Here is a 10,257-nt window from a genome sequence, read left to right as displayed (position 1 = left end):
GCAACCAACACCGGGCCGACGCGCTTGACCCCTTCATCGAGCACTACAACACTGAACGAATCCACTCAAGCCACGGGCTCACGCCCGCGGCCCGAGTGTCACCAACGTCATGACCCAGTACAACTAGAGCGCGCTGCCGGGCACCGCGAACGTGTCGCACGACGTGGGCCCGCCCGCGCGGCCGGCCTCGAACCACCGCTGGCGCTGCTCCGCGGATCCGTGGGTCCAGGTGTCCGGGTCCACCCCGCCGCCCGCCTGCGCCTGGATGCGGTCGTCGCCGACGGCGGCCGCGGCGTCGAGCGCGTCGGCCACCTCGGCCGGGGTGACCGGCTCGAGGAAGGCGCGGCCGGTGTCGTCGCGCACCTCCGATGCGGCGCCGACCCAGGCGCCGGCGTCGCAGTCGGCCTGCACCTCGAGCCGCACGGAGTCGGAGTCCGGCCCCGTGCCGCTGCGGTCGGCGCGGTCGAACGCGCCCGACAGCTGCTGGATGTGGTGGCCCCACTCGTGGCCCACCACGTACATCTGCGCGAGCGGACCGCCCGAGGCGCCGAAGCGCGTGCGCAGCTCGTCGAAGAACGTCGTGTCGACGAAGAGGCGTCGGTCCGGCGGGCAGTAGAACGGGCCGGTGGCGCTCGTCGCCTCGCCGCAGCCGGTGCTCGTCGCGGCGTCGAACAGCGAGAAGCCGGGGCTCGCGTAGTCGGCGATGCCGACCTCCGTCGCGGCGGTCGTCCAGTACGTGTCGAGCGAGTCGGCCGCGCCCGCCATGCGGCACTCGACGCTCGCGTTGGCCTCCGCGCCGGTCGTGCAGCCCTCGATCGCCTCGTCCTGCTCCTGCGAGGATCCGCCGGCTCCCGTGCCGCCCGCTCCGCCGCCGACGATCTGCGACAGGTCGACGCCCGTGAACTGCTGCACGAGGATCACCGCGACCACCACCAGGAGCCCGCCGCCGCCGGCCGCGATGCCGGTCGTCCGTCCCCGGCCGCCGCGGCGTCGCGTGACCTTGCTGCTGTCGATGCGGGCGTCGTCGTCGAAGGTCATGCCATGAACGTACCCGCGGGCGGGGGAGGCGTCAGGCGAGGTCAGGTCGCGTCTCGCGCACGACCTCCCGCACCCGCTCGACCGCCTCGCGCACCACGTCGTGCGCGCCCCGGGGTGCGGCCTCGGCGGTGCGGGTGCGGCGGAGGAAGGCGTCCCAGTCGCCGCCGCCGGCGCGGAGCGGACGCGTCGACGCGAGCAGGGCGGCTCGGCGCAGCCACACGTCCTGCTCGCCGGCCCATCGGTCCAGCGCCTGGTCGGCCCGGGTGCGCGCGACGCCGGACAGCCGCTCGACGAGCGGGCCGATGACGTCGAGGGCGAGCGGATCCACGAGAGCCCGCAGCCGCGCGTCCCGCACGAAGCCCTCGATGCGGGTGAGGTCGCCGTTGTCGAGCCCGTCGACGTGCTCCTGCAGCAGCACGACGGCGGCGAGGCGACGCTCGTAGACGCGGGAGCGCCAGAGCTCGGACGCGAGCGCCACCGCCTCGTCGCGGGTCATCCCGGGCCGGCGCCGCCCGAGGTCGCGCACCGTCCCGCGCACGGCGCCGACCGACGCCCCCACGAAGTCCAGGTCGGAGCGCAGCCGCTCCCGCTCCGCCTCGGCGCGGTACCACGCCCCCTCCCGCTCGAGCGCCGCCGCGACGAAGTCGGCGTCCTCGGTCATCCGGCGAGCGGCGCCGAGCCCTCGCGCCCGGTGCGGTGCACGAAGGCGCGGCCGAACTCGACCAGCACCTCCTCCGCCGTGTGCGTCGGGACCCAGCCCAGCACCTCGCGGGCGCGGGCCGTCGACATGACGGGCACGTTCGCGGCGATGTCGATCCAGCCCGGATCCGTCCGCTGCACGCGCAGCCGCCAGCTGGCCGACACGAGCGCGCGGAGCGCCGGCAGCGGCACCGTCACGACGCGTGCGTCGAGCAGCCGGCCGACGAGCGCGGGGTCGACGACCGGATCCGCCGCCACGTTGAACGCGCCCGGCGCCCGCCGCTCCACCGCGCGCCAGAACGCGTCCGCGACGTCCTCGTTGTGCACCACCTGCGACACCAGCTCGCGGGGGAGCGGCAGTACCGGGGTGCGGGTGGCGAGGCCCAGCCAGCGCGTGGGGATCCACCGCCCGAGGAAGAGCCCGGCGATCTCCGCCGCCGCCTCGTCGTGCATCACGAGCCCGGGCCGCATGCGCGTCACCACGATCCCGGGGTGGGCCTCGTCGAACGCGTCCATCGCGCGCTCGTTCTCGGCCTTGTGCCGGGAGTAGTGGGAGGTGTGGATCCCTCCCGTGGGCCAGGTCTCGTCGCGCGGCCGGTCCTTCGCCGCCGCGCTGTACGCGCCGACCGACGACGCGACGACCACCTGGGGCACTCCCGCCTGCGCGACGGCCTCGAGCACGTGCGCCGTGCCGATGACGTTGGTGCGGTGCATCACGCGCTCGCGGTGGTTCGGCTGCAGCGCCCACCCGAGGTGGATCACCGCGTCGGCACCCCGCATGGTCGCCGCGAGCCCGGAGACCGCGCCCGCCGCGCCGATGTCGGCGAGGCGCCAGGTGACCTCGGAGTACGGCTCGAGCGAGGCGTCGGGCATGCGCCGGGCGACGCCCACGATCTCGGCCCCCGCGGCGTGGAGGCGGCGCAGGACCCCGGTACCCAGGTTCCCGGTGGCTCCGATGACGACGACGCGCATGCTGCTCCTCTCCTGCGGACGGGACCCGGCGGGCCGGCTGATCCGCGGGTCCCCTCCATCATGCTCGCCGGCGCCCGCCGCCGAGCCGGCCAGCGGGAGGTGCGGGCCGATGCTCAGCGGTCGACGGCCTCGATGAGCGACCCCTGCGCGAAGGTCAGCCAGTCGTACAGGCTCGCGCTCTCCGATGGGGCGCGATCGCGCCAGCCCTCGGCCTCGTCGATGCGCAGCGGCACCGAGATCGCGAGGCGGAGGTCGTTGAGCGTGCGGAGCCAGGCCTGCGCGCCCGTCGGATCCAGCACCACGAGCAGCCCGCGTCGGCCGGCACCGCGCGCGTCGGCCTCCGCCAGCGTCGCCTCGACCGTGCTCGCGTTCGCGGCCTTCGCCTCGGTGAGGTCGGACGCCGTGAACCGCCGGAACTCGGCGGAGGCCTCGGCGTCGTCCGGGTATGCTTGGGGCAGCAGGCGCTCGACGACGGGGGAGGGGGCGGCCCCGTCGGTCGCGCCGCCGGTCGCGGTGCCCTCCTCGAGGATCCCGCTGAGCTCGCCGAGGAGGCCGCGCAGCATCGCGACCTCGTGCGGCTCGAGGTGCGCGGCGACCGTGCCGTCAGGGCGCGCGCGGAAGGCCCTCACGTGTCCACCCGCTCGAGCGTCGCCCAGAGGCCGAAGCCGTGCATCGCGAGCACGTGCCGCTCGATCTCTTCGCGGATGCCCGTCGCGACCACCGCCCGGCCGTCCTCGTGCACGCGGAGCATCAGCTCGTCGGCGCGTTCGCGGGTGAAGCCGAAGTAGCTGCGGAACACGTACGAGACGTAGGTCATGAGGTTGACGGGGTCGTTCCAGACCACGCAGCTCCACACCGGCGGCGTCGACGCGCGCTCGAGGAGGCTCGTGTCGGATCCCGTGCTCGTGCCGGACCCGGGATCGCCGGCGGGCGGGTCGGCGGCCCGTCGCGCGGCGGGCAGGAGGCGCGGGGCGTGCGCGTCCGCGGCGGTGGTGGTCATCGCGCTCCTGTGGGGTCGTCCCGGCGAGCGGCCGAGGCGTCCATCCTCTCCTGCCGCGCGGGCCGTCGGCGACCCCGAGGGCAGGCCGTCATGCGCCCGGCCGTCACGCACCGGGCCGCACGAGCCCGCAGTCGTACGCGAGGATCACCGCCTGGACGCGGTCCCGCACCTCGAGCTTCGCCAGCACCCGGCCGACGTGCGTCTTCACCGTCGACTCCGACAGGAACAGGCGTCCCGCGATCTCCTGGTTGGTGAGCCCCTCGGCCAGCGCCGTGAGCACCTCCAGCTCGCGCGCGGTGAGGGGACGCAGGCGCGGGTCGGCCGCGCCCTCGCCGGTCCCGGCCGCGCCGCCGGTCGCGGGCATCGTCGGGCCGAGCAGCTCGATCATGCGGCGCGTCACCCGTGGCGATATGGCGGCGTCGCCGTCGGCCACCGCGCGGATCGCCTCCATCAGGTGCTCGGGCCGCGTGTCCTTCACGAGGAAGCCGCTGGCACCCGCGCGGAGCCCGGCGAACGCGTACTCGTCGAGGTCGAACGTGGTGAGCACGATGACGCGCGTCGCCGGGTGCCGGGCGACGATCTCGGCCGTGGCGTCGATCCCGTCCATGCCGGGCATGCGGACGTCCATGAGCACGATGTCCGGGGCGAGCTCGCCCGTGCGCTGCACGGCCGCGCGGCCGTCGGCTGCCTCGCCGACCACCTCGATCCCGGGTTCGGCGTCGAGCACCATGCGGAAGCCCATGCGGACGAGCGCCTGGTCGTCCACGATCAGGACGCGGACGGGGGAGCTGGTGTCGGTCAACGGTCCTCCTGGACGCGGGGGCTGTCGGTCGGGTCGGCGGTCCGGGACACGTCGCCCGGCCGGACGTCGTGGAGCCCGCTGGGCATGGTGGCCAGCACGCGCCAGCCGCCCGTCTCACGGCGCCCGGCGGTGGCGGTGCCGCCGTATACGGCCATGCGCTCCGCGACGCCCACGAGGCCGCGCCCGCTGCCGGGGACGGGTGGCACGACGGGTCCCGTGAGGTCGTCGTCGGTCACCTCGACGGTGATCTCCTCCGGCCGGTGGTCGACCCGCACCTCGACCCGGTCGGCGTTCGGCGCGTAGCGGAGCACGTTGGTCAGGGACTCCTGCACGACGCGGAAGACGGCCAGCTGGCGCCCCGGGTCGTCGGGCGGCGCGCCCGTGCTGGTGAAGCGCACCGGGAGGCCGGTGGAGCGGAAGGAGTCGACGAGGGCGGCGAGGTCGGCGTGCCCGGGCTGGGGCGCGCGGAGCGACGGCGGGGCGGCGTCGCCCGCGCCGGGCTCCTCGGCGAGGACGCCCAGCATCCGGCGCATCTCCGAGAGGGACGTGCGACCGGTCTCGGCGACCTCGCGCATCGCGTCGCGCGCGAGCTCCGGCCGGGCGACGGCGCTCGCGGCCGCCCCGTCGGCGAGGGTCACCATCACGGTGATCCCGTGGGCGACGATGTCGTGGATCTCCCGCGCGATCCGCGTCCGCTCCGCCGCCGTGGCGAGCCGCGCCTGCTGGTCGCGTTCCCGGGCGAGCTGCACCGCGAGGTCACGCAGCGCCTCGACGTACCGCTTGCGTCCGCCCACGTTGGTGCCGATGAGCGTCGCGATGAGCGGGAGGATCAGGTTCACCAGCAGCATGGTCGCGATCGACAGGGCGAGGGGACCCTCGCCGGCTGTCGCCGGCGTGACGGCCGCGATGACGACGGCCACGCCCCCGAACCCGATCCACGCACGCCGGGACGACCCGTAGACGGCCAGCGCGTAGAGCGCGATGGGGATGGCCCCGCCGTCGAACCTCCCGGACACGAGCGCCGCCGCGGCGGCCGCGGCACCCGTGACGGCCAGGACGGCCACGGGTCGGCTGCGCCGGAACATGAGCGCCACGCCTGTCAGGATGCTGAGCACCGCCAGCGCCACGCCCCCGGGGATGGTGGAGGATCGGCTGCCCACCACGGGGGCGGCGCTCACCGACAGCAGCGTGTAGGCGATCGCGATGGCGCCGTCGACGACCCGCGGATGCCGCGCCATCCACCCCCGGACCGCGCCGGGTGGGGTGGGCAGGCGGACGCCGTCGGGCGCGGCGGTGTCCGCCGCGCCCGACGGCGCCCTCCCGCCCGCGTCGATCAGGCGTCCCGCTTCTTGGCGAGGATCAGCGCGGGCACGAGGATCACGGCGACCCACGCGACCATGACGAGCAGCGCCTGCCAGAACTCGAGCTCGCCGGGCGCCCCGGTGGCGGTGCTGTAGAGCCGGTTGCCGGCGCTGAGCGGGAAGTACGGCGCGAGGTCCGCGACCCAGTCGAGAACGCCGCCGAGCAGCTGGCCGACGATGGGGACGACGAGCACGAGGCCGACGAGGGCGCCGATCCCCGCCGCGCCGTTGCGCAGCAGCAGGCCGAAGCCGAAGCCCATCAGGCCGATGAGCACGACGAAGAGCACGCCGCCGAGGGCCGCGAGCAGGAAGTCGCCGTCGAGCACGTCGACCTCCGCGCCCGCCGACGCGAAGTACCCGCGGGCGATGAGGAGCGCGGCGGCCACCGCGACGGCGGTCACGACGAACGTGACGACCGTGTAGACGATCGCCTTCGCGGCGATCACGTCGAGCCGACGGGGCGCCGCGCTGAAGGACGAGCGGATCATGCCGGTCGAGTACTCGCCGCTGATGACCAGCACCCCGAGCACGCCCGCCACGAGCATCGCCAGGGTCACTCCGCTGAGGCCCACCTGGATCAGCAGGTCGGATGCGGGGACACCGGGGAGGGAGAGCTGATCCCGCAGCTGGTCCACGACGAAGGGCGTGAAGAGCGCGGAGAAGCCGGCGAGCAGGAGGAAGACGAGCGCGAAGCACCAGACGGTGGAGCGCAGCGTCCGCAGCTTGATCCACTCGGAGCGCATGAGGCGGGGGAGCGTGGGCCGGCCCGTCGTCACCGGTGCGGGCGCGTAGGTCGTGCTGGTGGCGGTCATCGTGCGATCTCCTGCTCGGTCGTGCCGACTGCGGCGCTGTGGTACTCGACGTCGCCCTGCGTGAGCGACAGGTAGGCGTCCTCGAGGGACGCGGTGACGGGCGTGAGCTCGTGCAGGACGACCCCGGCGGACATCGCCGCGTCGCCGACCTGCGCGGCCGTCAGCCCCGTGATCTCGATCACGTCGCGCTCGACGCTGGTGACCACGACCTCGGGTCGCGCAACCGCCTGGCCGAGCCGGTCGGCGTGCGGGGAGCGGACGCGGACGAGGCCGCTCGTGGCTCCCGCGACGACCGCGGCGACGGGAGCGTCGGCGAGCACGCGACCGCGCCCGAGGACGATGAGGTGGTCGGCTGTCTGCGCCATCTCGCTCATGAGGTGCGAGGAGAGGAGCACGGTGCGTCCCTGTCCGGCCAGGTAGCGGGTGATGTTGCGCACCCACATGACGCCCTCGGGGTCGAGGCCGTTCACGGGCTCGTCGAGGATCAGCGTGCGCGGGTCGCCGAGGAGCGCGACGGCGATGCCGAGGCGCTGGCCCATGCCGAGCGAGAACCCGCCGACGCGCTTCTTGGCGACGGGCTGCAGGCCCGTCATCTCGATGACCTCGTCGACGCGGGTCCGCGGGATCCCGTGCGTGGCCGCCATGGCGAGCAGGTGGTTGTAGGCGCTCCGGCCGGTGTGCACCGCCTTGGCGTCGAGGAGCGCGCCGACCTCGTGGAGCGGGGCCTGGAGGTTGCGGTAGCGGCGGCCGTTGACGGTCACCGAGCCGGACGTGGGGGTGTCGAGCCCGACGATCATGCGCATCGTGGTGGACTTGCCGGCGCCGTTCGGACCGAGGAATCCGGTCACCATGCCCGGCTGGACGGTGAAGCTCACGCCGTCCACGGCGGTCTTCGCGCCGTAGCGCTTGGTCAGGTTCTCAGCGACGATCATGCGCGCTGCCTCCTCAGGGTGGGTGCGCGGGCCCAGCGCCCGCGGAAGCAACGTTAGGGGCGCGCTCCTCGGGGCGGCGTCCCCCCTCCGGCCCCCGTCCGGAGGAGACGCCGGTACCAGGGTGCCGGCTCAGGCGGTCCCGACCGCCAGCGCGCCGAGCCGTCGCGCCGCCTCCTCGAGCACGTCGATCCGCTTGCAGAACGCGAACCGCACCAGGGACGCGTGCTCCGCGGCGAGGGGCGCGTGGCAGAAGGCCGACAGCGGCACGCCGACGACGCCCGCGAGCTCCGGGAGGCGCAGGCACAGCTCGCGGGCGTCGGGGAAGCCGAGCGGGGCCGCGTCGGCGACGATGAAGTACCCGGCCGCGGGGAGGTGGATCCGGAAGCCCGCGGCGGTCAGCCCCGCGGCGAGGACGTCGCGCTTGCGCCGCAGGTCGTCGGCGATGCCGTCGTACACCTCGTCGGGCAGCGCGAGCCCCGTCGCGATGGCGGGCTGGAACGGCGCGCCGTTCACGAACGTCAGGAACTGCTTCACCGCGAGGATCGCCGACACGAGCGGCGCCGGCGCGGTCAGCCAGCCGACCTTCCACCCCGTGGTGAGGAACGTCTTGCCGCCCGAGGAGATGGTCACCGTGCGCTCCCGCGCACCCGGCAGCGTCGCGACGGGCACGTGGGGCGTGTCGAAGGCGAGGTGCTCGTAGACCTCGTCCGTGACGATCACCGCGTCGTGGGCGATGGCGAGCTCGACGACGAGCTCCCGCACCTCGCGGCTGAGCACGGTCCCCGTGGGGTTGTGCGGGTCGTTGAGGAGGATCACGCGGGTGCGGTCCGTGATCGCCCGGCGGAGGTCGTCGAGCCGGGGCTGGAAGTCGGGAGCGCGCAGCGGCACGGTCCGGTGGATCCCGCGAGCGAGCGAGATGAGCGCCCCGTACGCGTCGTAGAACGGCTCGAGCGTCACGACCTCATCGCCCTCCTCGACGAGCGCGAGTAGCGTCGCGGCGATGGCCTCGGTCGCGTCGGCGGTGACGAGCACCTCCGTGTCCGGATCGACGGCCAGACCGTAGAAGCGCCCCTGGTGCGCGGCGACCGCCTCCCGCAGCTCGGGCGTCCCGCGGCCCGGCGGGTACTGGTTCATGCCCGCGGAGATCGCCGCCCGCGCCGCCTCGAGCACCTCGCGGGGCCCGTCCTCGTCCGGGAACCCCTGGCCGAGGTTGATCGCGCCGGTCGCCGCGGCCAGCGCGCTCATCTCCGCGAACACGGTGGTGCTCGGGAACCCGTCCGGCGTCAGCAGCATCGCCCCTCGGGCCGCGCGCACCCACGCACCGGGAATCGTCATGCGCCCATCATCCCGCGCTCGCTCCTCCCTTCACAGGCGACAGCGCCGCGCGATCTTCGGGCGGTGTGGACCGATGCAACCCTGTTCGCCCTGCCCCGGCTACCTTTCCGGGACCCGCGACGCCCGGCGCTCTCGCGCCTCCTTTTCCGCGCGGGTCACCTACGGACCGGGGAGACGATCTTGCACGAGCAACCGCTCATACCGTCGCGACGTCGAGGAGGAGCGGCAGCGCTGTCGCTGGCCCTCCTCGTCACGAGCCAGCTGCTCGCGGGATGCGCGCTCTCATCTGCGCCGTCACCGGCACCCGCTCCGGCCCCGTCCCTGACGCAGGAGCCGCAGGACGACCAGGCGTTCCAAGATCTGTTCGCGCGCTTCGTCGGGATTGATCTCAGCAGCGAGACCGAGGCGGACCTGACTCCGTTGCTCACAGGGTCCGCTCTTCAAGGCGAGCTTGACTCGCTCAAGTACAGCGCGGACAACCATCAGACGGTGATCGGCAAAGCGATGTCCCGGAGCTTCCGAGTCACGGATCGAGGCTCTGACGCGCGGGGTTCGGAGTACATGACCGCACAAGCCTGCCTCGACATCAGCGGGACGAGGACACTGGACGAGCAGGGCAACGATGTGACGCCGCAACGTGATGCCGCCGTGGCCCTGCAGATGAAGGCAGTCAAGATCGCCGACGGTTCCTGGCGCATCAGTGACTCCGTCCGCAACGAGGACACGCGCGCATGCGACTGAGCTACCCGTCGATACTCATCGTCGCGGTCGTGCTCACCGTCGTCGTCCCGGCGTCGGCTAGCAAAGCGGCCGACGGCTACTGCGGAATCGGATACACGCGTATGCCGACCTGCTCATCCGGTGCCGTCGGCATGGGGGAAGTCCAACTCCGAGCGGAGACGACCACGGAAGGGTCGCCCTCCGACGACGTCGCCGACCACTTGGGGCAGGCCTCGGCGACAGCAGAACCACGTGTCGCGAAACCGGCGCCGCCGCCTCCGGTGCCGCGGGGTCGGTTGGCTGCGGACGTGGACGCGCCGTGCCAGCCCAGTGCCCGCCTGGCGGGTGGGGGTCTGTGTTCGGACGGGCAGCATGCGTTCTTGCCGCCGGCGAAGGCGCCGACGAAGCCCGCGGATCCGGCTCCGGTAGTCGCGGCGACACCAGGGGTGTCGCTGGCGGACGTGGCCCAGTTCGTGCCGCGGGATGCGTCGATCCGGTCGCAGCCGAACGGGTGGGCGATCGTCGGGGCACCGGTGAACCTGTTCACCGATGCGACCACGCAGGTGGTCGGCGGGACGTTGCTGGG

General features: G+C 73.9%; 11 protein-coding genes and 2 pseudogenes. 3 read left to right on the top strand and 10 right to left on the bottom strand.

Annotation, left to right across the window (positions count from 1 at the left end):
* A pseudogene (locus tag HDR73_RS10295) lies at positions 1-113 on the top strand (IS481 family transposase); the annotation flags it as partial.
* A 10-nt stretch (positions 114-123) separates the two neighbouring features.
* On the opposite strand, the gene ypfJ reads toward HDR73_RS10295, so the two are convergent.
* The 10 genes from ypfJ to HDR73_RS10245 all read right to left on the bottom strand — a co-directional run bounded on the left by ypfJ (position 124) and on the right by HDR73_RS10245 (position 8,951).
* On the bottom strand, positions 124-1,038 hold the full coding sequence (ypfJ, locus tag HDR73_RS10290; RefSeq protein ID WP_012299443.1) for a KPN_02809 family neutral zinc metallopeptidase: 915 nt from the start codon (positions 1,036-1,038) through the stop codon (positions 124-126).
* Positions 1,039-1,069: 31 nt separating this feature from the next.
* The gene (locus tag HDR73_RS10285) at positions 1,070-1,699 is read right to left on the bottom strand and encodes a DNA alkylation repair protein (protein WP_012299442.1); all 630 of its coding nucleotides are present in this window, start codon (positions 1,697-1,699) and stop codon (positions 1,070-1,072) included.
* Positions 1,696-2,709 (bottom strand): NAD-dependent epimerase/dehydratase family protein, encoded by a 1,014-nt coding sequence (locus tag HDR73_RS10280; RefSeq protein WP_012299441.1) that lies wholly within the window; start codon positions 2,707-2,709, stop codon positions 1,696-1,698. Before HDR73_RS10280 ends, HDR73_RS10285 begins: the two co-directional genes overlap by 4 nt.
* Positions 2,710-2,822: 113 nt before the next feature.
* Positions 2,823-3,338, bottom strand: coding sequence for a DUF2017 family protein (locus HDR73_RS10275; RefSeq protein ID WP_012299440.1), 516 nt, complete (start codon positions 3,336-3,338; stop codon positions 2,823-2,825).
* Positions 3,335-3,709, bottom strand: a complete 375-nt coding sequence (clpS, locus tag HDR73_RS10270) for an ATP-dependent Clp protease adapter ClpS (RefSeq protein ID WP_012299439.1) — start codon at positions 3,707-3,709, stop codon at positions 3,335-3,337. Before clpS ends, HDR73_RS10275 begins: the two co-directional genes overlap by 4 nt.
* A 103-nt stretch (positions 3,710-3,812) precedes the next feature.
* Complete coding sequence (locus tag HDR73_RS10265; RefSeq protein ID WP_041464621.1) at positions 3,813-4,511, bottom strand: response regulator transcription factor; 699 nt, start codon at positions 4,509-4,511, stop codon at positions 3,813-3,815.
* Positions 4,508-5,749, bottom strand: a complete 1,242-nt coding sequence (locus HDR73_RS10260) for a sensor histidine kinase (protein WP_012299437.1) — start codon at positions 5,747-5,749, stop codon at positions 4,508-4,510. Before HDR73_RS10260 ends, HDR73_RS10265 begins: the two co-directional genes overlap by 4 nt.
* A 95-nt stretch (positions 5,750-5,844) precedes the next feature.
* Positions 5,845-6,684, bottom strand: coding sequence for an ABC-2 transporter permease family protein (locus HDR73_RS10255; RefSeq protein WP_012299436.1), 840 nt, complete (start codon positions 6,682-6,684; stop codon positions 5,845-5,847).
* Positions 6,681-7,616 (bottom strand): ABC transporter ATP-binding protein, encoded by a 936-nt coding sequence (locus tag HDR73_RS10250; protein ID WP_012299435.1) that lies wholly within the window; start codon positions 7,614-7,616, stop codon positions 6,681-6,683. Before HDR73_RS10250 ends, HDR73_RS10255 begins: the two co-directional genes overlap by 4 nt.
* 129 nt (positions 7,617-7,745) lie before the next feature.
* Positions 7,746-8,951 (bottom strand): aminotransferase class I/II-fold pyridoxal phosphate-dependent enzyme, encoded by a 1,206-nt coding sequence (locus HDR73_RS10245; protein ID WP_094146276.1) that lies wholly within the window; start codon positions 8,949-8,951, stop codon positions 7,746-7,748.
* Positions 8,952-9,131: 180 nt separating this feature from the next.
* On the opposite strand from HDR73_RS10245, the gene HDR73_RS10240 reads away from it, so the two are divergent.
* Together HDR73_RS10240 and HDR73_RS10235 are read left to right on the top strand one after the other, a co-directional pair.
* Positions 9,132-9,692, top strand: coding sequence for a hypothetical protein (locus HDR73_RS10240; protein WP_012299433.1), 561 nt, complete (start codon positions 9,132-9,134; stop codon positions 9,690-9,692).
* A pseudogene (locus HDR73_RS10235) lies at positions 9,683-10,257 on the top strand (hypothetical protein); the annotation flags it as partial. The gene HDR73_RS10240 and the pseudogene HDR73_RS10235, both read left to right, overlap by 10 nt.

Origin of the sequence: Clavibacter sp., from assembly GCF_014802555.1 — a bacterium.
Lineage (GTDB): Bacteria > Actinomycetota > Actinomycetes > Actinomycetales > Microbacteriaceae > Clavibacter > Clavibacter sepedonicus.
This window is presented reverse-complemented; position numbering and strand designations above follow the sequence as displayed.

What these genes read in the sequence shown, in the direction of transcription:
- HDR73_RS10285 (WP_012299442.1), bottom strand. Translation starts at nt 1,699, where the DNA reads ATGACCGAGGACGCCGACTTCGTCGCGGCGGCGCTCGAGCGGGAGGGG.
- HDR73_RS10255 (WP_012299436.1), bottom strand. Translation starts at nt 6,684, where the DNA reads ATGACCGCCACCAGCACGACCTACGCGCCCGCACCGGTGACGACGGGC.
- clpS (WP_012299439.1), bottom strand. Translation starts at nt 3,709, where the DNA reads ATGACCACCACCGCCGCGGACGCGCACGCCCCGCGCCTCCTGCCCGCC.
- HDR73_RS10245 (WP_094146276.1), bottom strand. Translation starts at nt 8,951, where the DNA reads ATGACGATTCCCGGTGCGTGGGTGCGCGCGGCCCGAGGGGCGATGCTG.
- HDR73_RS10260 (WP_012299437.1), bottom strand. Translation starts at nt 5,749, where the DNA reads ATGGCGCGGCATCCGCGGGTCGTCGACGGCGCCATCGCGATCGCCTAC.
- ypfJ (WP_012299443.1), bottom strand. Translation starts at nt 1,038, where the DNA reads ATGACCTTCGACGACGACGCCCGCATCGACAGCAGCAAGGTCACGCGA.
- HDR73_RS10280 (WP_012299441.1), bottom strand. Translation starts at nt 2,709, where the DNA reads ATGCGCGTCGTCGTCATCGGAGCCACCGGGAACCTGGGTACCGGGGTC.
- HDR73_RS10250 (WP_012299435.1), bottom strand. Translation starts at nt 7,616, where the DNA reads ATGATCGTCGCTGAGAACCTGACCAAGCGCTACGGCGCGAAGACCGCC.